Here is a 21,046-nt window from a genome sequence, read left to right on the forward strand (position 1 = left end):
CGCCTATCACTGTATCCTTCATCTGCCGTCCTTTCGCGCAGTCGTTTCTTCCAACGACCATTCTGGCACATTGCGATGCCGTGCGGGGAGGACGGCAACCACCCCATCTCAGAGCATTGTAAGCAGCTCGAAGTTTAGCCTCTTCTTCGTTGAAGCAACGCTCGAGGCGACTACGGAGAACGCAGCTCGTAAAGGCTTCAGGAATAAGATAGTACCACTCTTTAGACTCAACCTCGTACCACTGCCGGTTTATGGGATCTCTTCTTTCCAGTTTTCCACTTCCCTGCGCTATGCGCTGGTTTTCACGTGCCCAGAAAGAAATTGCCGCTGACGAGTAGTACCCTTTGACTGGGTCGAGTTCTTTTCCAGACGAAGACGCTTTCACAGCCTGAGAGATTTCATTCCATGCCTCCTCGGCACCAACATTGCCTTTTACAAGTGCTGGGTAGTGTTCATTCAGATTTTCTGGCCACACTGCCACCCAACGCTCGTCAGCAATATTCCACATCTCTATGTTGCCTGTTTCAGCATTAAGACGCGTATGACCTTTCAGCCATTCAATGCGTTCAATCGTAGAAAAGTAATCGGGATCGCTGATTTGTGTCATTTCAGTCTCCTTGTTGGTCTACGGTGACGCTAGCCGCGTGACATCGAGAAAATCCAGAAAAATTAAAGAACAAAATAAAAACCCATGCTTCTATGTCGACGGGATTTACAGTGAGAAATAGTCATGGAGCATTACGGATTACTATGGAGCGTTTCCGTATGTGATTTGAAGCCTTAAATCACTTTATCGTGATACCGTTTTGTGAAAGCCCAGCATTGCCGACCGCTCTCTGCCACGACTCTGGATAACGACTCTCACGCTCCAATTACCTGGTGAGCATCCGCGTACGTATGCTGCCATCGGATGACGAACGACATCTATGACAGGACTGGTGCCCCAATGATTCACGACATCATCTGCAGGCATTGGTTCTGGATGAAAGTGGGGCCGTTGTTCAATGGAGCCAAGAGCTTCGACGTGTCACCACGAGACTACGCGATCACGAGACTGGTCGGTTGACTGGAGTGGGCATGTTGGCGACCGCATATAATGCGACTGCGAGTATCGCATTACACGTCGTAGAGCAGAATCTCCATCTTCGTCACCATAGGTGTCACTTCCCTTGCGCTAGGGCCTGTTAGCACTTGATCCAGTCTGCGGCTGCAGCGATGTGTATGACGGCCAGGAACGACGCTGCGGTTTTCTCGTATCTGGTTGCGACAGCACGCCACTCCTTGAGACGGGCCCAGAGGTTCTCGACCAGGTGCCGACACCGATAGACCCATCTGGGGCAGGCAACCGGCGCATCGCGTCGTTTTGCGGGAATGGCCGGTCGGGCTCCCATGTCCCAGATACGTTCACGGAAGGCGTCCGAGGCATAGCCCTTGTCCGCCACCACCCACAAAGGAATGGCGGGAAGGCTATCGAGCATATCTGGAGCCAGCGGCAGTTCATGGGCCTGGCCGGGCGCTAGGGCAAAACCAACAGCCTTTCCATGCCCGTCTGCTATCACGCAGACTTTCGTGCCATAGCCGCCGCGAGAGCGGCCAAGTGCTTCACGATGGTCCCGCTCTTCAAAAGAGCCCCCTTTTTTGGGGCTCCCGCCGCCTTGTGGTGAGCTCTGATATTCGTGCCATCCAGAAAAGTCATGCCGAGTGCTACTCCCTGTTGTTCCTGAACCAGTGCGAGCAGGCGTTCCCACACACCCAGCTTCGCCCAGCGGATGAAAAGCTGGGCCGCTCGCCACCACGGCCCCAGTTCAGCGGGGATGCTCCGCCATTTCGCGCCATTCTCATGACGCCAGAAAATTGCTGCTATCGTACGCCGCAGATCATGGGGCGGCGTCTTGCCCCTTGGGCGAACCGCCTCAATCAGAGGTTCCCAGATCGCCCATGTCTCGTCCGTAAAGGTGCCTGTTCTGTCTCCTTCTTCCATCCCTACAATATGGGAAGAAATTCAAGATCTAACAGGCCCTAATGCTCCACTCGTGATTTTCTAGATCCTTATCTCGGAAGCTCTATGACCGTTCGAAACGGTCAATCTCGAAAGGCCTAATTTTGGCTCTGTCCAACTTTCCATGACACGCTGGATTTGCCACGCAAACGCTGGAGAGCATTCAGAAAAATAGCTGAGATATCAACGGATATAGGCTCGGGGTATATTACGGGGTATCATAAAGATAAATCTTTCAATAAATTATATTAAAACATAATAGTAGATGTATAATGTGGTTGACACCTTCTCCGCCAGCGGACAAAATCTAGACTACTGTATATACAGCGATTTTTTAATAAGAATCGCAGTCGCCTGCGGTCTTCTGCATAGATTTTAGTCACTGTCAATAGCCAGCAACAATAACAACAAAATTATCTTGTTTAGTAGGCATCTTCCCAAGTCACCTCGGTTGCCAGATATTCAAATATGACAGATTTTATACGAATTCTGTCGCCATCTTCTCTAACTGCGTAGCGATAAATCCCCGGCTGCACGACGACCCATATGCCGGCCATATCGTCTCCTCTGGTTAAACGTGTCATCATGCGACTCCCCACTTCTGGCCAAAGTGAAAAGGAAGAATGACCCTCCTCGGTCTCGAATTCCTTTTGTTGTTCGGATGACATCAGACTCAGAGGAACCGTCTGAATTTCTGCCGGCTCATGATTCAAAGTGTGGCCAGCTTCAAATAAGGCATGACCACGAGCGTTTTTGACGACAATCCTATTTACCCTCTCCCTGTCTGGCTCCCAAATCAGTTCCGTAATGCCGTCGTCTGTCACATGCTTAGTTTGAGATTGGTCAATCCTCGCACGAAGAGCAGGACTCCGTCCCATTGCTCGTGATGCGCTGGAATTGATCTGATTATCTGGATCGGTAGTCCCAGATAACACGCTGCTCAGAAATGCAACAGTATATTCCCCATCACGCGAAAACGAATTGTTGCAATCGAAGCATATTTCGATCACTGGAAAATCTTCAGGCAATGGATGACTTAAAAAACTTTTAGTAGGAATATGATCTCTTGTTGTTTTTAAATCAGCAAGATTTCGACCGCAGTGCATACACCATGGCAGCTTCAGACGTTCATCAATGAATTCTTCCACATACTTCATATCGTTAGCTGTCCTTAATTTTAGTTCTTATCGTGATCTGTCAGCACGCGATGCCATGTGTTGTCTGCGGTGCAAATCCAGAACGAATTTTTTGCCATATCGAAGTCGTTAGAACCCGGTCCAGTTGAACCGTTCGTGCAGTTGCTTCCTGATCCTGCGAAGCCTCCTGAACCGTCTTCGCTTCCTGCATCGTCTGTCAGACCATAATCAAACTTAACAGAACCCGTGATGATCTGATTTCCGCGAACAACGAAATTCCCGTCCTGATTGTTGCCACCTAATGCGCCCTGGGCGTTACGTCCGACTGTTAATGTATTCTGGACCCAGGCGTTCCCGCCTCCATTTCCCTGACTGACATCAAGATTCCCGGATTTTATATAGTCATTTCCCTGATTTAGATTCAGATCACCCTTGTCTATGGTCTGACTTCCGTCGGTCATCTCCACATCACTGTTTTCAGTGACTTTTCCATCGACATCTATGGTCACCGGGTCACAGCAAGACATGTCGATCTGCATCGGAAAGCGCTGATATGACGGCGTGCAGGGGAAAAACGGATCAGAGAGACATGTCGCCGTCGATGCTTTGGGCAACCTGTCGGCCCTAAATGTAACACCAGTTGCGGGACAGGTCTGCAGTACAGACACGGCTCTTCCTGTCGGGAACGACCAGGAAGTGACAGGCTGCTCCATTGAAGTCGCATTGGCTGATCAGGATTGCAGCAGGCAGAAAAGAAGATTTTCTGCTGTTTTTCCTTCGGTGGGTTGCTGAACGATCCCTTCTTTGACAACTCTTCTGAAAACTTAACTCACATTTATGGATGGTCTTCAGAAACAGTACGAAGACTGCATCTTCTTGCCTCCCCATGTCTCGCGCTGAAGAATGTCGCTCCCGGCTTCTGTCCATGACATGCGGCAGCGGGGCTTTTCCGACCGTTCACTCACTTGGCGGCCACATTACTCCTGTTTCGCCAGGTGAGACCGGACCGTCAGGATTTTTTCCATTACGATATAAAATGCACCGGATATGAAGAACACTAAAAGTGGCCTCAAAAAATATGCCGGTATCATATAATAAAGCAAAACGCCGACAGCGGTCGATACCAGCGCGCACATATTGAAACCATGACTGAACCAGTAAGGACCATTTCGATCGAAGAGATCATTCACATTGAGGCGCCCATGGCGAAGCCAGATCACATCGGCAATGATGATTCCGGTAATGGGCGCGAACATACTGCCTATGGCATCAACATATCCGACAAGATTATTGACTACGTCCTGAGACGCTGAGAGGGCTATACCAAGAAGACTGATGACAGCTGTCGCAGTTGTTCTTTTCACGGCAGGAAAAATATTCTCGAGGGAAAGGCCGCCCGTATAGATATTAAGTGAGTTTATCGAGATATTATCGAACAGCAATAAAATGAATATCAGTAAAAGAGACAGATGATCAGGGTAATATGTGCTGAGGATTGTAAATACGTTACCATTTGTACCGCCAACTGACGCTGCGGCATAAGCGCCAAATAGTGTGGCGATCCCCGTGCCACAGACTGATGCAAGACCGACCCCCCAGTAAGTAGTGCGTCTGTTCCTGGAGTAACGACAGAAATCGGCAGCATCGGTGATCATACTTAACCATGATGAGCACCCCGTATTAAACCAGATCGCGATAATGACCCACGACCATGCATGTGTTCCCTGATAGTGCCAGACTGCGAGGGGCCGAAACGATGGATCTGCATGATGCGTCAGAAGCACCATAAAATAGGTGATAATAAAGAGTTTGACTGGCAGGACCAGTCTGGACATCTTTTTGAGCCAGTCATAACCCAGCACTGCGAAAATGATCTGGAGAAATCCAAACAGAATTCCGATCAGAGGCAGAGACAGATCCAGACCGGTGACCTGAAAAAGCAATGCATGAACTGCGATTGTTCCGATAATCGTATTCAGGGCAAAGAAATAAACTGAGCAGACAGCACGGGCGGCTGAAGGAATCAGCTGCGCTCCCCTTATGCCGTACGACATCCGGGCCGCCACCTGTCCCGGAATGCCATAATCCACGCCAATCCGCGTAATCATCGTATAAGGAATCAGAGCGGACAGAGTACCAAGACCAACGGCAAGACAGGCCGCCTGAAAGGACAGCCCCATCGCAACGGCTGCCCCGCCATGCAGCATGACACTGGGATTGAGAAGAAAATTAACAAAAACGCAAAACTGATCAATAAATCCGACGTTTTTCTGGTCAGCCGGGATCGGTTCAATGCCGGCATGTTCGATATGGGCAGACGGCAGGTGATAGCCGTGCGCGTGAGAGGCCCGGGCATCATCGTGGAAAGAGTTATCTGCCGTGACCAGCGCATCATTCTCCATGACGCAGGTCCATCGTTCTTGCGCAGTAATGAAGCGCACCGTCCTGCACGATCAGGAAACGGGCCAGTTCATCGCCGTTATTTATGTGACCATGCAGACTGCCGGGGGGCGTAACAAGCGTTGCCCATGGCGACCACGGGACCGGCACACCATCAATTTCCGTGCTGCATTCATGACCTGCGATAACGAGCGTCACAGCTGTGGCATTGTGGCGATGAGAGCGCTGCCTTTCACCCGGAAAAAGTGTATTGAGCGAGAGGGTCAGCGCAGGCGTTACAGCATGGAGATGCTCTTCCGGGACTGAACTGAAAAGCAGAGCCCTGCCCGATGTTCCGGGCGATCGTGGAGCCGCCAGCACGATACTGAGTTCTTCCTCTGTTACGGTGGCGGGATAGAATACCGGCAGAAAACGCGGATCACGATGATTTTCCGAAACTGCCAGACAGCGGTTCAGGGGTGAACGGCTGACACACCACAAAACCATTTCACGATCGTAAGCCTCGAAGCCTGTAATATCGCAGGCGACGAGAATGTCCCCGGTTTTCAGGGTGAATTCCTCTCCCGTAGAAAGGGTTGATTTCCCGGCCCCTTTTATAACGTAGACGATATACTGGTCCGCATCGTCACAGGACAGGCTTTCATCCGTGAAAACCACCGCATAACGAGCGAGAATAAACGGAGAGGTCGCCGGAAAAGCACATCCGAGCGCGGCTGAACTGTCACAGTTGATGAAACGACTTGCTGTGCCGTCGGAGGACCGGGCGGAGAGAGCCTCATGCGCTTCTTTTGTGAAATCTGACGCGGGAACCGCCGGAAGTTCTGTGTCGAAGCCATTCCCGGAATTATAGAAGCGGGCGCGTGCTTCAGCGTGATTGCCAGGATTTGCTATTTTATGCACGGGCATCCGTTCCATGGAGATCGGCGGGGCGACAGGCAACGGAGCACTCCTTGTCTGATGGGACGGACGGGTCCGCCATCGTGAGAGAGGATCAGCTATATGAGTGTATTCACCTCATATAGATTTGCATACGAAATATTTTATGGCAACGTGGGGAACAGACAGGAGCCAGACGTTCTGCTCCCGGTACACCGACAATAATTTCCCGGATGCGCTCTCTGCGAATCATGTGAGACAGATCTGAGCATGTGCTCAGCTCAGCGGGGCAAATGACGCTGCTTCGATGAATCATGCAGATATCCGCAGCCAGAACTTTATAACGATATCAGAATACACTATGCACCGCCCACATTGTATGCAATGTTGATCATAATAAATACAATGATGAGGTTTGCTGCGTTATGGATCTGAAGCTAGCGGGTAAGTCAGCGTTGATTACCGGCGCCTCCAAAGGGATTGGCCTGTCGGTCGCACAGGTTCTCGCTGCCGAAGGATGCAGTCGCCTGCATCTGGCTGCACGGAATGAAGCCGCCATGATGAAAGCGAAACAGGAGCTGGAAGCCACCTGGGATGTCGATGTGCACGTGCATGCCATGGATCTCGGAACGCCTGGCAACATGGACGTTCTGGCGGAGGCGGCCGGACCGGTGGATATTCTTATCAATAACGCGGGTGATGTGCCGGCCGGTCCGATTGATACACTGACGGAAGCGGACTGGCGTCGTGGCTTCGATCTGAAAGTTTTCGGGTATATCATGCTGTCGCGGCTTTATTACGCCAGCATGAAGGCGGCGTCGGGCGGTGTCATTGTCAATATCATCGGCAATTCCGGAGAGAACTGGGACGCGGCCTATATCGCGGGGAGCACGGCTAATGCGTCGCTGATGGCGTTCACGAAGGCGCTTGGCGGTCGCAGTCTGAATGACGGTATCCGGGTGGTCGGAATCAATCCCGGTCCTGTTGACACCGACAGAATGCTGAAAATCATGCGTAGAAAGGCTGTTGATATTCTGGGGGACGAAAGCCGGTGGGAAGAACTTTATTCTCACTATCCCGCAGGCCGTGCGGCAACGCCTGAAGAAGTGGCCGATCTGACCGCATTCCTGGCGTCACCCCTCTCCGGATATACGACGGGCGCTGTTGTGACCCTGGATGGCGGTATCGCCGCCCGGGGATCGGTTATCTGAAGTCGGTGACATCGGGGCGCATGATGCGCCCATCCGGAGGATATTATGTCCATAGAGGACAGAAACCGTTATTTCGACGAACTGTTTTCCACGCCCGGTCTTTTATGGCTGGGCCAGAACACGAATCACATTCCTCCGCACCCGTCGGTCGTGGCGGCTATGAAAGCCTCGATCGACGCGGGAGAGTTTTCCGCTTATGCGCCGCCACTTGGATTTGAGGCTCTCCGGGCAGCTATTGTCGAAGATCTCGGTGTGCCTGGCGTATCGGCGCTGGTGACAGAGGGGGGCGTTTCAGCCCTGGCGATGGTCTGCAGAGCGCACTGCCGACCGGGCACCAATATGGTAACCACTGATCCGACCTGGAAATGGCCCTGCCTGTTTGCACAGCAGGCCGGCGCCGAGGTTCGCCAGATTCCGATTTATGACCCGGCCTGTCATTATAAACTGACGGCGGATCAGCTGGCCGGAACGGTCGATCAGAATACAGCCATGATTTACCTCGTGGACCCGAACAATCCTCTGGGTGTTACGTATACACGTGACGAGATCGCCGCCTTTATCACGATTGCCGAATCTGTCGGGGCCGTGTTCGTGCATGACTGCACTTATCGTGATTTTGCCATGTCACATACACCCGCTCTGACCGTTTCTGTGAAAAATGTCATCGTCACAAGCAGTTTCTCGAAATGGCTTGGACTTGCGGGATTACGTGTCGGCGCTCTTGTTGCTGAGCCACAACTGATGGCCGAATGCGCGACCTGTGCGCCCGGTGTTCTTGGAACGAGTGTCATCGCCCAGCGTGCGGCGCAGGCCGGACTGGCGGTCAAGCCGGACTGGATGAAAACCGTGCTGACGATCTGCCGCACCAACCAGGAGCATATCAGAACAGCCGTTGAACAGATTCCGGGCATGCATCTCCCGGTTTATCCCTCACACGGCAACTTTCTTGTAATCGAGACCATTGATGCCGGCGTCTCTCCGGAAGCTCTGGTGGAGTGCTACCGGCAGAAAGGCATTATGATCCGCCAGGGCACCTATCACAGCGCAGCGTTCGGGCACCGTTTTATCAAGGTCAGCATCTCCGTGCCTGAAGACCAGGTCATCCGTTTCTGCGATCTGCTTCCGGAAATGGTATGTCTCGCCAGAGAGATGGGGCCTGTATCGGCCGCGCAGTTCTGATCTTTTCTGATCACAGGAATTAACAGTGCCTTCGGACAATCTTTCCCCTGATACAACCGGCCTGAGGAACGCCCTGGCGGCAGGAGAGCTTTCTGTATCTGAGGTCATTGAGGCGGCACTGGCGCGGGCCGGAATTCAGGACCACAGCAATATTCTTGTTTCGGTTGATGCTGATTCAGCGCGACGGTCCGCCGCTCATGCGGACAACATAATACGCAGCCAGAAGAATAGTCTTCCTTTGCTGGGCGTCCCGTTTGTCGTCAAGGACAATATAGACTGCCTCGGCTGGAGCACAACCTGCTGCACCGACAGTATGCGTGGGTTCATGCCGACACGCACCGCCCCTGTTGTCCGGAAGCTTCTGGAAGCAGGTGCGATCCTGATCGGCAAGGCCGGTCTGCATGAGCTTGCTTCGGGGGTAACGTCTGTTTATCCGGACGCGCACGCCCGGAGTATTGTTAATCCCTGTGCCCCTTCCCTGATGGCGGGAGGCTCGTCATCGGGGACTGCTGCTGCGATCGCCGGCGGCATCGTTCCCTTTGGTCTGGGGACGGACACAGGTGGTTCATTGCGAATCCCTGCTGCCTGCTGCGGCGTCTATGGATTCAGGCCGAGCTGCCATGTTCCGTCAGGTTCGATCCGCTACAGCAGAGAGGGACTGTTTCCGGTCAGCCCCCGTCATGACACGCCGGGGCCAATGGCGCGGTCGGTCCGGGATCTGGTGCTGCTGGATCGTATTCTTGCCGGTCTGCCGGCTGAACCGCTGAAACCGGAGACCGGCTCTTTACGGATCGGACTGCCCGAACCGTTCTGGCGGGGTGTCGAACCGGAGATTGCCTGCGTCATTGAAAAGCTCATCACAGCACTGGAAGCACGGGGACACCGGTTCGTCCCTGTGCGTTTGCCGGAACTTTTCGCACTGAACAGGCGCGTGTCACCGGTGATCAATATTTATGATCCCGTATGGGCCATCAGGACGTATTTTGCGGAAAATGGCTGTGATGCTCCCTCGCTGGAGAAGCTTTACGATGAGATTGCCGATCCCTGCGCCAGAGCTCTTTTTGCCGATACGCTCATAAGCCATGCAGATGACCGTTACCGGGCGGCCCTGCAGGTCCATAGCCCGGCGATGACGCAGCTTTTTGCGGAGGAAATGGACGACGTGTGTGCGGACATCCTGCTCTATCCGACGATTGCGCTGAAACCCTGGGCTGTAAATGAATATATGCCGGATGAAACAGAGCTTGCCGGCGAGAAGCTGCGCCTGTTTGAGGCGTATATTCGCAACACTACACCGGTTAGTTCCGCAGGAATGCCGGCCGTGACGCTGCCACTCAGAACCGAAGACAATGTGCCGGTCGGTGTGGAACTCTGCGCCCGGATCGGTGATGACGCCCGGCTGCTTCAGATCGCACTGACTGTCGAGGCGGCGCTTCATCAGGGTTCCGCGAGCGGGCAGACCGAAAAAGACTGAACGACTGCTTCAAGAAGACTTATAGTGAAATATTATGATAAATTATAAAGAAATTTTATATTGGTCTTTTTCAGAAAGCTTCAGAAGACACCGCCTTTTTGAAAAAAGGCGGTGTCCAAAAACTTTTATTGTTTTTATTAGAGATTTATCGCTCAGTGGTTTTTGAGGCTGGCAGATGAGCAGGACGCACAAAACATAACATCATCAGTTTATTATGAACGATTTTATCCCTTTGAAGCTTTTGAAACCGTTTCTAAGCGATATCACCGGGGCTGTGGCAGGATAAACAATATCCATTGTGCGGGTGAATGGGAGATCATACCATCCGGCACCCGGCTGAAATACGTAAAACGACCAGATCATCTTCCTGACGATTACACTTTCTTTCAACAGTTGTGATGTTCGTGTCTATCTTCTTCAGTGTCCAGGTCAGTGAGTTTTAGCATAGCTTATTTCCGCCTCCGGTGTGTCAGTAATCTGGTCTTTGACAGATGCGTATCCCTGATCTGCCTGCCATATGATTCTCAAATAACCAGCGCACACTGACTGCGCCCGCGCAGAAGTCGATCGCTGACGCATTCTGTTGCTGATTACTCCGCGCGGGATATTGACGACAGCGTATGTCTCAGATGGTCAGTGCCCCTTATTGTGTATTATCATCCGTATTGTGTAACGATCATCCAGCCGGGGCCGCCATCGCCGCCATTCTGATAGGGCTGGCCCGGAGCAACACACGCCCCTGAGCCACCGGCTCCTGACGAACCGCCTTTTCCCGTCAGTCCGGAGCCGGACTCCCAGCCCCCGGCAAAACCAAGAGCACTGCCGCCCTTACCTCCGAAACCGAAAAAATAATTCGATGACATTCCTGTCGCGTGACCGCTGCTGCCACCTTCACCGTCCGAAATAATCGTTACGCCGACGCCTGCCTGGGTGACGATCTGCGCCGATCCGCCGTTCCCCGCGCCGGCGATGATTGCCGGACCACCAGCGAGAATCGATATTCCGCCTATTCCTCCACCCAGTGTCAGAAAGCTGCCAATGGATGAATTGCCACCGTTATTTCCGCTCATGGCACCGGAGGCGGCCTGACCACCCCGGCCACCACAGCCAAGCACAACCGGCAGAGATGTCCCGACTGTGGCCGGATAAACGATGATGCGCGCGTAAGCACCTGCGCCGCCACCGCCGCCGATGCCTGCAACAGTGGACCCTGCCGTTGCCGCCCCGCCGCCGCCGCCGCCGCCCGCGCAAAGCTCGATGACAGCGATCTTGCAGCGAGAGTCAAAGGTGATCGAGGTGCTTTTGCTGCCGCCGGTCGTCGCGGCCGGCCCTGAGTCACTGTACTGAGAGAGGAGGTTTCCCGCGGACCATCCGGTCACAAAAGCGGTTGTTGCAAGCCGCGTACTGCTGTCGGTGGACGGGGGCGTCGGAGCCTGCGGCGTTCCGGTAAAAACCGGTGATGCCAATGGTGCGAGAGCCGGAATCGGGGGATAGAAAAGGCTCTGGTTATTCAGAGAAATCATAGCCTGAGTGATCGCCGTCGCGCCGGCCGGAACGGTGATGCACCATAAGGGTACCGCACCGGAAGCAGGCGCGGTCGCTGAAATGGCCAGCGTAGCAACGGCGGCACGCAGTGTCGGCTGACTTGCTCCGTCATTCGACACACCCGACAATGTTCTGGTTGCATCCGTGGCGTCTGCGTAGCGGAGCAAGGCAGCACCGGTATCGCTGAGCGACAACGTGGCGGAAATATAAAGAACTCTGGCAGATGCCGAGGTCGCTATTGTGAAGGATGTAGCGGCGGCGGCATACTGGCGCATGACGGGAGCGGTGCTGGTTCCAAGCGTACCATAGGCGGTTGGATCAGTCTGAGCGGCGGCAACGATCTGGCCTGCGGCAACGCTCACCACCATGTCCTGGCCGGTACAGGTGGCTGCCAGTCCGCTCGCATATGGTCCTGTTGAGCCCATTGTCAGACTGAGAGTGTTGCCGATGGCCAGTTCCGTATTACGCTGTGCAATCAGCGTGTCCGTATCCGCAACGACTTGTCCTGGGTAGACGATAACCCGATCCATATCTGCCTCTTATGCCACGTTGCCTGGTTCATATGCAGGCAGAGACGAAAAGTATTTATCAATCGACGAAGCGGTAATTAATGTCTTTCCGCCAAGCTTTACGGCTGATATCTGTCCCTCAGACAGAAGCTTATAGCAATACGTTCGGCCAATACCGTAATTGTCACATACTGCTTTTACCGTCATATATCTGGCTGTACTCTTGTTTTTCGCTGCCATCAGTCAGTCCCCGGCTGGAACACCGTCACACATGACGGATCGAATGTGATTAAATATGTCCCCTTCCGGTATGTGCAGAAAAATTCCGCACGGATACATGAGACCGGATACGTGCCCGGAACCAGGAGTGGCAGCGGCGCATATAAGACACCGCAGGACAGTTCTCCTGGTCCCGTTTTTCGTTCAGGCCTGATGAGTTCTGATAACTGGCTGTTTATTATTCACGGACCCGACATAGACTGATGCCACGCGGGCATTCAGTTTCCTGAAAACCGGCCGGAATGTTCAGTATCGGGTCTTCAGCCTTACTATCCGCGCGCCCGACGGGCGAGATGCAAAAGAAGGGTGTTTGTATACCCGGCAAATAAAGGTGCGGTGGCTTTTCGGGGCTTTGCCCCGAACCCCACAAAGGGACGCGGTCCCTTTGATCCCGGTTTGTTAAGTGCGCAGCACATCTGCGCGTGACGACTTCTTCCGGGTGCAGGGCATAGCCCAGATCTGCACAATACATAAATGTCAAAAGCAGAGAATGCGACATCGTTCCGATATGGACAGGCCATAACAATCTTCTGGCAGGCAAGGCGATCCGCGCCGCCTATTCTGACAACGCTTGCGGTAACAACGGGATTACACAGACGGATGGCCGATATGCTTGCCCGAAGCCGTTACTTTCCGGAGCACGATCATGAAGTCCCTGTTTCACCGTGATATGACCCGCTGCAGATACAGCACCCGCATCGGATAAAATCCTGGCAGAATCAGACAATTTCGCAGCTGCGTCACACGATATGACCGCCGGCTGATCTCCCCCGCAGAATGCAGCCATTTCGGAATGATCGCCCTTTTGAAAAATCAGATTACGGCTGTTTACCTCTGCCATGAACATCCACGATTTTACCGTCTACCCACACGCGGGTGACAGAATGCAGACCTGCATGACAAACGATTTTCTGGACAGCATTCGCTGCGCAATCCGGCCCTTCCGGAAATGACATGCCGATATCCATCCGCAGTTCGAGAGCATCCAGTTTCATACCGGGACGCAGCAGGCCAGTCGGAACACCGAGAGCTTCCGCACCTCCGCGCGTTGCCAGCCAGAACGCTTCGGCGAAGTCTATCTCAAGCCCCGGAGAACCACGTTTTCCGGGGGCGGTGTCCGGATTGACGCCGCTTGTCAGCATCCGGGCCGCGATGACGGCCTGACGGGCATTTTCGAAGATCGATGGTGAATAACCGCCGGAGATATCCGTACCCAGGCCGCACGCCGTCCCCTCATCGATAAGGTGACGCACGGGAAGCACCGCACCGGCGAAAAATGCATTCGAAATCGGACAATGCGCAATGGCAGACTGGCGCTTTCGAATCCGCTCCCGGTCGTCGGCATTCGTAAAGCCGGCATGGGCCAGCACCGTATGCTGACGCAGCAGTCCGAATGTGTCGAGCGCCTCGACATCAGTGCATCCGAAACGGGTTCTGACGCATTCATGCTCCCAGTCACTCTCAGACGCATGGGTCTGAACACGCACCCCTGTCTCACGCGCGAGTTCACCCAGTCCCCGCAGCAGCGCATCGGAACAGGCCGGAATGAAGCGTGGCGTAATGACGGGCTGCACGAGACCGGTTTCATTTCCGGGCAATTTTCTCACGGCCTCGATAAATCGCCGTGTCGCGTCAATGGCTGCTTCGGGACTGGCATGCCGGTATGTTTCCGGACACAGCGCGGCATTGTCCATGGCGACAAGACCGACGAAACCGCGCTGGCCATATTTCAGGCAGGATCGTGCCAGTGCGAGGCTTGCATCTTCGTGAATGGTCGTGAAATAGAGCGCTGTCGTGGTGCCCTGAGCCAGCAGCGCCGGAACCAGGTCATCGTAAACTGCTTCAGCAAAAGCAATGTCTTCGTAACGTGCTTCCAGAGGAAACGTATATTCTCCAAGCCATCGCTCCAGCGGGAGATCGAGCGCGGTTCCGATCTGGGGCCATTGCGGCGCGTGAATATGGAGATCGACAAGACCGGGAATCAGGAGCGATCGTGCATCGAGTTTTCTGACATCGGGAGAGCGAAGAAGCATGTCGAACTGCGGCGTGCCCCTGCCGGCCCGTTCAATGATGGTCCCGCTCTGATCGATCAGCAGAGCGGCCTCTTCCAGATCCGTTTTACCCGGAGCCGGGGCATCCAGCATTCTGCCAGCAATAACTGCCCGGCTCATTTCATTTCTCCTGAACAGACCGAGATTACAGCATAGGTCACATCATTCTCCGGCGATTATATGGATGCAAAGCCGGATCAGGAGATCGGTCTCATTCTTTCCGATTTCTGCATTTTCCATGAATCCTGTTTCACTTCCACCGTCATTTCCAGCTGTCTTTCCGAATGGCAATCCGGCTTCTGTGCGCCAACGGTGTCGTCTATGACCCGGAGCGCTCAGGATGATTTGCCATAACCAATGATCGCCTTGATCTCGAGGAAATCGGCGAGGCCGAAATCGCTGCATTCCCGGCCATTTCCGGATTGTCCATACCCGCCGAACGGCGCTGCGACGGTCCATGCGGCGCCGTTGATGTTGACGTTTCCGGCGCGCAGTTTCCGGGCTATGGCACGGGCGTGTTCGAGGCTTCCGGACTGCACATAGGCCGCAAGGCCGTAAGGCGTGTCGTTTGCAAGCGTAACGGCGCGGGCTTCATCGTCGTAGGCGAGGATCGACAGCACCGGTCCGAAAATCTCCTCACGGGCAATGGTCATATCGGAGGTGACGTTTCCGAAAACGGTAGGCTTTACATAATATCCGGTCGTCAGCCCGTCTGGTTTTCCGGGACCGCCTGCGGCGAGCGTCGCGCCTTCAGCGATGCCTTTTTCGATCAGTTCCTGGATACGGCCATATTGTGTGGCGCTCACAACCGGACCGAGCTGTGTTGCCTCGTCTTCTGGTGGGCCGAGCCTGAAGACGTTTGCCGTCGCTGCGGCAATCGTCATTGCCTCAGCCATCCGGGCACGGGGGACGAGCATCCGGGTCGGGGCATCGCAGGACTGACCGGAATTGCTGAAGCAGCCTTTCACACCACGAGTGACAGCATCGGAGAAATCAGCATCGGCCAGGATAATGTTGGGTGATTTTCCGCCAAGTTCCTGAAGAACCCGCTTGATACTGTCCGCCGCCAGGCGTGCGACGGCGGCTCCGGCACGGGTCGAGCCTGTGATGGACACGACATCGACATCAGGGTGCCGTGCGATGGCTTCGCCAACTTCGGGGCCGTCGCCATTCACCATGTTGTAAACTCCGGGCGGCAGGCCGGCTTCATCCATGATCTCGCTGAAGATGAGCGCGCTGAGAGGCGCCACTTCGCTGGGTTTAAGCACCATGGTACAGCCGGCGGCGAGGGCTGGTGCCACCTTGCAGACAATCTGGTTCATCGGCCAGTTCCAGGGCGTGATCAGCCCTGCAACGCCGGCAGCCTCGCGGGTGATGAGGATATCTCCTCTGGATTCCTCAAACGGGAAACGTTTCAGGGCTGCGATCATTTCCTCAAAATGCGCCAGGCCGGCCCAGGTCTGACTGTCGCGCGCACGGACGATGGGCGATCCCATTTCACGGGAGATGGCCTGCGCCATGTCTTCCGACCGGCGACGATAAATGGTGAGGATTTTTTCCAGCACAGCCAGCCGCTGCTCACGCGACGTTGCTGACCAGACGGGAAAAGCCCCGCGCGCGGCGGCCACGGCGCGATCCATATCCCGCGCGGTTCCCATGGCGATTGTGGCGCATGGTTTTTCAGTAGCCGGATCGATGACGTCCAGAGTCCGCGAGCCGAGAGGCGCTGTCCAGCCGCCATTGATATAGAACTGCAATGCATGTGACATGAGAGGCATTTTTCCGCTCCGCTGATACGCCATCGACCGATGCTGTCTGGTTTGTGATAATCAGGCAAAACAGATGAGATGCAAACGATGACAGCTCTGATTGTCACTCAGGGAACCCTCTGGCTCGTTCTGGCGGCCGTCGCGGCAATCGTGCTGCTGCTGCTCCGGCGGCTGCGCGGGCTTTACCGGCGTGTCGCGCCTCTGGGGGCACTTGTTCCGACCGTACCGTCCGTTATGCGACTGCCGCGAACCGGTTTCGTGACGATCGCCGGAACCGACCTTACCGCAGGCGGTGAGCGTGACGACGGGCGACGTCAGCTTCTGCTGTTTGTCTCCGGATCATGTCCCGTTTCAAAAAAGATGGTTCCGGTTACGGTGAATTTCTGTGAACGGGAGAATCTCGATCTGATCTTTATGGGGGATGAGACCGTGGAAGAGCAGCGTGCGGCCGCACAGGCGCTGCGGATCGATGGCTCACGGTTTGTCAGCGATACAGAGACCGGGCGTCTTTTCGGCGTGGACCGGGTGCCGTTTGCCGTGCTGCTGGGACGTGACGGCGATGTGGAAGCGCGCGGGCTGGTGAACAGCCGCGAGCATCTGGAAAGTCTGCTGACAGCGACGGAAACCGGTTATGCATCCATCCAGTCTTTCCTTGCGGCTCATCCTCACGCGCTTCCCTCCTGAGACCGGGGAGCGTCGCGCGTTATTTTCCGGACCGGGGACAGAGCGCAAGGGCGCGCTGCAGAATCATGGCGCGTGTTTCCATGAAATTCGTCGTTTCGATCGGATTGGCCCGCAGGTTATGAACTTCCTCTGCGGAATATGGCTGCGTTCCGGCCGGGGTGCTCGTGCCCCCCATGCGGAACAGGACAAAATTCAGGACATCCGCAAGGTCCTGATCGCCGCGGATCAGTGACATGGACACGCCGGGAACGCGCCCCAGATAAGCGCGACCTTCCGCCGAGCAGGTGAAAACACCGACCCTGTCCCGCAGTTGCGGGACGAATGTGCGGGCGGCAATTCCCTCAATCCCATGGCAGCCGCCGCAATGTGTCAGGTAATTCGTCGTCGCCCGGTCGAATGTCGCGGCCGGAGAGTGCGAGGCTGTTCCGGTCATCACCAGAAATGCCGCTGACATGCTTTTCAGGACATGCCAGCGCAGTGAGGCGAAACGTCCTGTCCGGTTCTTACGGGACAGGGTGAGCCGCATTCAGGGCATTCCGCTCCGCCAGTATTTCGGCGTTTTTCTTTGGCGCCTTACGCGCCGCGGCGAGATCAGCCGCGTTGAAAACCGGGGCTGGCTTCGTGTCGCCGAGGGACGCGACATAGGTCAGGATCGCGGCGAGGTCATCGTCAGACTGCGCTTTCAGGGACGGCATGAAACCTGCGTAAGATGCCCCGCCAGCGGTTATGGGACCGTGCAGTCCGCTCAGAACCACATCCGTCAGATAGGTTTTTCCTTCAGCCGATGAGGCGATTTTGTCCACCCGGCCTTTCAGGGTCGGGAACTGCCCGGCCATGCCCGCGCCTTCCGCCTGATGACAGACCGAGCAGTTCGCTTTGTACAGAGCCAGTCCGTCGGCGGCCCTGGCGGCGGATATCGTATAAAACGGCGCAGTCCCGGCGAGAGCGGCAAGAAGGAAAGAAACTTTCCTGATCATGAGGCATTCCCAACAATTACAGATGTCGAACAGTTATAGATTAACGCACCGGTACCAAAGCACCAGATGATGTCATTATTGGCCTGGGGCCGGTAGCTCGGCTGATCTCCCTCGGTTCCGAGACAGGGGGGCTGGCTGCAGGCGTCCTGACCGCAGCAGTCGCGGTAGGCCACAAGGTAAGAACGACCATCGGCGGGATTGAAGCAGGTACCGATCCACGAGGTCGGAGAAGGGCTGGTTCCCGGCGGGCAGCTGTGCACACCGCCCCCGCAGGCGGCGCAGAGAAATCCGTCGATTGCGCAGTATCGCCAGTAATTACAGGTGGTCGGGTCCGTCGTCTGCGCGCTGGCGGCGAATGGTGTCGGTGCCTTTGGCCTGCCCTCTGGCTTTGCGGCCGGTGCGGCATCCGCGCGGGTGACCGGGAGCGTGGGGATCATGCTTCCGAGCGTGAGCCAGGCGCCTGCGCGGCCGGCGAAACTGCGCCGCGAGGAGTGACTTGCCATACGGCGTGTCAGCCGCTCGGTCAGACGGTCAATCAGACCAGGCGCCCGCTCTCCCGGATGGCCTGCCGCGCGCCGGTCTGCCGGTTCGGGCCTGTCAGACTGCGACATGAAGAGTCTCCTCCGTTCGGGCCGGTTCCGCGACATGCGGCAGAGTGGCAATCAGAGTTTCAATTTCCGCGCGCGTTCCGGCCACGTCCCGGGCAAGGATCGTGCCCTGCGGGTCCAGCACGACCAGTGTGGGGAGACGGTCTGGCTGCATCAGCAGGAGAAGCTCGACGCTGGTCACAAGCGGCACGCTCCCCGGATCGGTTCGCTGTGCCATGGCCATAAGCGCGGCGACGTCCCCCTCTCCCGCGAGCACGAGATCGGCGCCCCGTTCCGCTGCCAGAGTTCTGACGATCGGAAAGGCCCGCTTACAGACCGGACAATCGGCGGAAACAAACATCAGTACGGTGTACCGGCCCGAGACGCTGGCACCACCGACCAGGAACGAGGTTCCGTCCTGACGACGGGTGGTGAGACGCGGCAGGGCCTGCCCCGCTCTGAGCCCGGAAAGCACGGGCTGCACGCCTGCCGGCGCGAGCCGTTCGTGAAGCACGCCGATCTGGCGCGCAAGAACGAAAACAGCGGCGGCCAGGCCGAGTGCGCAGACCGTCAGCAGGATTGTTGAGACCGTCAGGGCTGTCAGCATCAGATGCGCGCCTGGGGTGCTGAAAGATGCCCCGCTGCCAGAATCAGAAAGAGCAGCGCGGCTCCGGAAAATACGCCTTCCACCCGGATCAGCGCTGACGATGCCTCTCCGCCCAGGCCCGTGAGGACCATCAGTATTGCCAGCACGATGTTACGTGAAACGGCATGCCAGGAGACGCGCGTGACGACACCCGGGATGCAGCCGCAGGCCAGATCGGTCCGGCCGCGAAGCACGTTGATCGCCATTGCGGCAGCAAAAAACAAAAGCAGGGCAGCGGAGGCGATGCCTGCGGCAAGCGGTGCGACGCCTGAGAGCAGCCAGCCACCGCAGAGAAGCTCCGTTCCGGTCAGCAGCCGGGCAGCGGGAAACGCGGCGTCGAGCGGCAGCAGGCGGTAGGCGGCGATATCCGAGGCTGACCGCTCAGTATCGGAGAGACGCGCGATGCCACTGCCGAAAAAGAGAGCGCCTGTGCCGCCCCGCAGTATTGTTCCGGTCATTTCGACACAGGAAGAGACAAGCGGGCTCATTCGCCGAGAGCCACCGTATAATACAGATCGTCGCCAAGGTGATGGATCTGGCGCAGGAGTTTTCCCGTGGTGGCGTTCCATACATAGAACGTACCATCTTTGTCGCCTGTGAACAGCAACGGGCTGGCGTCCTGCGTCACACCGACCATCATACTCGGCTGGCGCAGCGGAATACGGCGAATGAGTTTATGTGTGCTGACATCGAGCTCCCATACTTCCGTGCCGGCCTGTTTGTGGGTCCAGAACGTGCCCTGATGCATCAGGACAAAGAGATGGCCTGTTGCGTAATGCAGGGCGGACAGATGCCAGCCGCCCGGACGCCAGGCTTTTACGAACGGAGCATCGCCGGCGGGCGGCCGTTCCAGTCCGGCGGCTTCCTGGAGGGACCAGGCCGGTTCGATTTTTGTGCCGGCGGACAGGCTGGCCGGATAGACCAGCCCGGTATAGGAAATGAACCAGGTTTTCCCGTCCGGACGCCGTGTCGGACTATGCTCGAACACCGCATCTTTTTCCGGATCGAAAAATGGCGCGGTGTGGCTTACCGTCGCGTGGTCTCCGGCGAGCGAGACGTTGGCGAGGCTGCCATCTGCGCAGACTGACGTGAACCCGGAATTGCCCCAGGGATAAATCAGGGCGCAGCCGGGAATATCGACAGTCTGCGTGACCTTGTGGGCAGCAGTATCAACGACATAAACCGCGCTGGTCGGAACCATCGAGAAGACATAGACATGTTTCCCGTCATTGCTGACAGCGAGGTCGTTCTGCTTCGGTGTGACGAGAGCCCGGCCGGGCAGCACCTGATCATTCGTGATTGTCAGGGTCTGCGGATCATAGGCCGGCAGAAGATCAAGCCGGTCACCGCGATTGCCACGCGACCACACGGTTTCCGCAACGTAAAACGCCTTGCCACCGGGATCCTGCACGACATTGGCGTTATAGGCCGCCTGCACCATGCCAAGGAGCTTGCCGGCGTCGGCGTCCACGACATACACGCGGCCGTCTCTGGCATGCTGACCGGCTTCGTCATGGACCAGGACACGGTGGGGCGTGACCGGAGAAAGACGAACGATGTCGCTTTCTTCTTCCTGCAGCACCGGTTCTTCGGCAACCGCCCGCCCGGCAGCAATGCCACCCAGCAGTCCTGCTGCAAGCACCACTGTTACGAAGCGAAAACGGTGCGGACAGCTCATAGACCGTGCTCCTGGGCAGATTTACCAGAAGACCGCGCCGGCCTGT

At 56.0% G+C, this 21,046-nt stretch carries 19 protein-coding genes and 1 pseudogene; 4 read left to right on the forward strand and 16 right to left on the reverse strand.

The genetic code is table 11. The annotated features are described in order from the left end of the window. The 6 genes and pseudogenes from GOB93_RS13175 to GOB93_RS13200 all read right to left on the reverse strand — a co-directional run. A pseudogene (locus tag GOB93_RS13175) lies at window positions 1-607 on the reverse strand (hypothetical protein); the annotation flags it as partial. 577 nt (window positions 608-1,184) lie between these two features. Then, window positions 1,185-1,981, reverse strand: a protein-coding gene (locus GOB93_RS13180; protein ID WP_198912025.1) for an IS5 family transposase whose coding sequence is annotated in 2 segments (ribosomal slippage) — window positions 1,185-1,642 and window positions 1,642-1,981 — 798 coding nt in all. Because the reading frame shifts where the segments join, the coding sequence is not laid out codon by codon here. A gap of 440 nt (window positions 1,982-2,421) precedes the next feature. Beyond that, window positions 2,422-3,156, reverse strand: a complete 735-nt coding sequence (locus GOB93_RS13185) for an FYVE zinc finger domain-containing protein (RefSeq protein ID WP_173583972.1) — start codon at window positions 3,154-3,156, stop codon at window positions 2,422-2,424. Between the two features lie 20 nt (window positions 3,157-3,176). Further along, complete coding sequence (locus tag GOB93_RS13190) at window positions 3,177-3,803, reverse strand: hypothetical protein (RefSeq protein WP_173583973.1); 627 nt, start codon at window positions 3,801-3,803, stop codon at window positions 3,177-3,179. A 309-nt stretch (window positions 3,804-4,112) separates the two neighbouring features. Then, complete coding sequence (locus tag GOB93_RS13195) at window positions 4,113-5,537, reverse strand: purine-cytosine permease family protein (RefSeq protein WP_173583974.1); 1,425 nt, start codon at window positions 5,535-5,537, stop codon at window positions 4,113-4,115. Beyond that, window positions 5,527-6,474 carry a cupin domain-containing protein gene (locus GOB93_RS13200; protein ID WP_173583975.1) on the reverse strand — a complete coding sequence of 316 codons (948 nt, stop codon included), beginning with the start codon at window positions 6,472-6,474 and terminating at the stop codon, window positions 5,527-5,529. Before GOB93_RS13200 ends, GOB93_RS13195 begins: the two co-directional genes overlap by 11 nt. Window positions 6,475-6,836: 362 nt before the next feature. On the opposite strand from GOB93_RS13200, the gene GOB93_RS13205 reads away from it, so the two are divergent. From GOB93_RS13205 to GOB93_RS13215, 3 genes are read left to right on the forward strand one after another with little or no spacing between them, the layout of a single operon-like run. Then, window positions 6,837-7,622 carry an SDR family oxidoreductase gene (locus tag GOB93_RS13205; RefSeq protein ID WP_173583976.1) on the forward strand — a complete coding sequence of 262 codons (786 nt, stop codon included), beginning with the start codon at window positions 6,837-6,839 and terminating at the stop codon, window positions 7,620-7,622. Window positions 7,623-7,667: 45 nt separating this feature from the next. Then, a complete protein-coding gene (locus GOB93_RS13210) occupies window positions 7,668-8,801 on the forward strand; it encodes a pyridoxal phosphate-dependent aminotransferase (protein ID WP_173583977.1) in 1,134 nt (377 codons plus the stop codon). 25 nt (window positions 8,802-8,826) lie between these two features. Further along, the gene (locus GOB93_RS13215; protein WP_173583978.1) at window positions 8,827-10,275 is read left to right on the forward strand and encodes an amidase family protein; all 1,449 of its coding nucleotides are present in this window, start codon (window positions 8,827-8,829) and stop codon (window positions 10,273-10,275) included. Window positions 10,276-10,931: 656 nt separating this feature from the next. Here the strand turns inward: GOB93_RS13215 and GOB93_RS13220 are convergent. The 4 genes from GOB93_RS13220 to GOB93_RS13235 all read right to left on the reverse strand — a co-directional run bounded on the left by GOB93_RS13220 (window position 10,932) and on the right by GOB93_RS13235 (window position 16,428). Beyond that, entirely contained in the window at window positions 10,932-12,350 is a 1,419-nt protein-coding gene (locus tag GOB93_RS13220; RefSeq protein ID WP_173583979.1) for a glycine-rich domain-containing protein, read from the reverse strand. A 9-nt stretch (window positions 12,351-12,359) separates the two neighbouring features. Then, on the reverse strand, window positions 12,360-12,569 hold the full coding sequence (locus GOB93_RS13225) for a helix-turn-helix domain-containing protein (protein ID WP_338422376.1): 210 nt from the start codon (window positions 12,567-12,569) through the stop codon (window positions 12,360-12,362). Between the two features lie 857 nt (window positions 12,570-13,426). Next, window positions 13,427-14,779, reverse strand: a complete 1,353-nt coding sequence (locus tag GOB93_RS13230) for an amidohydrolase family protein (protein ID WP_173583980.1) — start codon at window positions 14,777-14,779, stop codon at window positions 13,427-13,429. 215 nt (window positions 14,780-14,994) lie between these two features. Next, window positions 14,995-16,428 (reverse strand): aldehyde dehydrogenase family protein, encoded by a 1,434-nt coding sequence (locus tag GOB93_RS13235; RefSeq protein ID WP_173584043.1) that lies wholly within the window; start codon window positions 16,426-16,428, stop codon window positions 14,995-14,997. Between the two features lie 87 nt (window positions 16,429-16,515). Here GOB93_RS13235 and GOB93_RS13240 point away from each other — a divergent pair, with 87 nt between their 5' ends. Beyond that, window positions 16,516-17,112, forward strand: coding sequence for a thioredoxin domain-containing protein (locus GOB93_RS13240; RefSeq protein WP_173583981.1), 597 nt, complete (start codon window positions 16,516-16,518; stop codon window positions 17,110-17,112). A gap of 19 nt (window positions 17,113-17,131) precedes the next feature. Here the strand turns inward: GOB93_RS13240 and GOB93_RS21590 are convergent, their stop codons facing one another. The 6 genes from GOB93_RS21590 to GOB93_RS13270 form a co-directional block, all read right to left on the reverse strand. Beyond that, a complete protein-coding gene (locus tag GOB93_RS21590) occupies window positions 17,132-17,638 on the reverse strand; it encodes a c-type cytochrome (protein ID WP_242010772.1) in 507 nt (168 codons plus the stop codon). Then, the gene (locus GOB93_RS13250; protein WP_173583982.1) at window positions 17,616-18,089 is read right to left on the reverse strand and encodes a c-type cytochrome; all 474 of its coding nucleotides are present in this window, start codon (window positions 18,087-18,089) and stop codon (window positions 17,616-17,618) included. Before GOB93_RS13250 ends, GOB93_RS21590 begins: the two co-directional genes overlap by 23 nt. Further along, a complete protein-coding gene (locus GOB93_RS13255) occupies window positions 18,086-18,592 on the reverse strand; it encodes a methylamine dehydrogenase light chain (protein ID WP_242010775.1) in 507 nt (168 codons plus the stop codon). The genes GOB93_RS13250 and GOB93_RS13255 overlap by 4 nt, the downstream gene beginning before the upstream one ends. 94 nt (window positions 18,593-18,686) lie before the next feature. Then, on the reverse strand, window positions 18,687-19,283 hold the full coding sequence (locus GOB93_RS13260; protein ID WP_173583984.1) for a thioredoxin domain-containing protein: 597 nt from the start codon (window positions 19,281-19,283) through the stop codon (window positions 18,687-18,689). After that, the gene (locus GOB93_RS13265; protein ID WP_173583985.1) at window positions 19,283-19,810 is read right to left on the reverse strand and encodes a MauE/DoxX family redox-associated membrane protein; all 528 of its coding nucleotides are present in this window, start codon (window positions 19,808-19,810) and stop codon (window positions 19,283-19,285) included. The genes GOB93_RS13260 and GOB93_RS13265 overlap by 1 nt, the downstream gene beginning before the upstream one ends. Further along, window positions 19,807-21,000 (reverse strand): amine dehydrogenase large subunit, encoded by a 1,194-nt coding sequence (locus tag GOB93_RS13270; protein WP_173583986.1) that lies wholly within the window; start codon window positions 20,998-21,000, stop codon window positions 19,807-19,809. Before GOB93_RS13270 ends, GOB93_RS13265 begins: the two co-directional genes overlap by 4 nt. Between the last annotated feature and the right edge of the window lie 46 nt (window positions 21,001-21,046).

Source organism: Acetobacter musti (assembly GCF_011516835.1).
Classification (GTDB): Bacteria; Pseudomonadota; Alphaproteobacteria; order Acetobacterales; family Acetobacteraceae; genus Acetobacter; species Acetobacter musti.

Excerpts from the sequence above, each read along its gene's own strand:
- GOB93_RS13185 (WP_173583972.1), bottom strand. The coding sequence starts at position 3,156 with ATGAAGTATGTGGAAGAATTCATTGATGAACGTCTGAAGCTGCCATGG.
- GOB93_RS13195 (WP_173583974.1), bottom strand. The coding sequence starts at position 5,537 with ATGGAGAATGATGCGCTGGTCACGGCAGATAACTCTTTCCACGATGAT.
- GOB93_RS13205 (WP_173583976.1), top strand. The coding sequence starts at position 6,837 with ATGGATCTGAAGCTAGCGGGTAAGTCAGCGTTGATTACCGGCGCCTCC.
- GOB93_RS13210 (WP_173583977.1), top strand. The coding sequence starts at position 7,668 with ATGTCCATAGAGGACAGAAACCGTTATTTCGACGAACTGTTTTCCACG.
- GOB93_RS13220 (WP_173583979.1), bottom strand. The coding sequence starts at position 12,350 with ATGGATCGGGTTATCGTCTACCCAGGACAAGTCGTTGCGGATACGGAC.
- GOB93_RS13225 (WP_338422376.1), bottom strand. The coding sequence starts at position 12,569 with ATGGCAGCGAAAAACAAGAGTACAGCCAGATATATGACGGTAAAAGCA.
- GOB93_RS13230 (WP_173583980.1), bottom strand. The coding sequence starts at position 14,779 with ATGAGCCGGGCAGTTATTGCTGGCAGAATGCTGGATGCCCCGGCTCCG.
- GOB93_RS13235 (WP_173584043.1), bottom strand. The coding sequence starts at position 16,428 with ATGTCACATGCATTGCAGTTCTATATCAATGGCGGCTGGACAGCGCCT.
- GOB93_RS13240 (WP_173583981.1), top strand. The coding sequence starts at position 16,516 with ATGACAGCTCTGATTGTCACTCAGGGAACCCTCTGGCTCGTTCTGGCG.
- GOB93_RS21590 (WP_242010772.1), bottom strand. The coding sequence starts at position 17,638 with ATGCGGCTCACCCTGTCCCGTAAGAACCGGACAGGACGTTTCGCCTCA.
- GOB93_RS13250 (WP_173583982.1), bottom strand. The coding sequence starts at position 18,089 with ATGATCAGGAAAGTTTCTTTCCTTCTTGCCGCTCTCGCCGGGACTGCG.
- GOB93_RS13255 (WP_242010775.1), bottom strand. The coding sequence starts at position 18,592 with ATGGCAAGTCACTCCTCGCGGCGCAGTTTCGCCGGCCGCGCAGGCGCC.
- GOB93_RS13260 (WP_173583984.1), bottom strand. The coding sequence starts at position 19,283 with ATGCTGACAGCCCTGACGGTCTCAACAATCCTGCTGACGGTCTGCGCA.
- GOB93_RS13265 (WP_173583985.1), bottom strand. The coding sequence starts at position 19,810 with ATGAGCCCGCTTGTCTCTTCCTGTGTCGAAATGACCGGAACAATACTG.
- GOB93_RS13270 (WP_173583986.1), bottom strand. The coding sequence starts at position 21,000 with ATGAGCTGTCCGCACCGTTTTCGCTTCGTAACAGTGGTGCTTGCAGCA.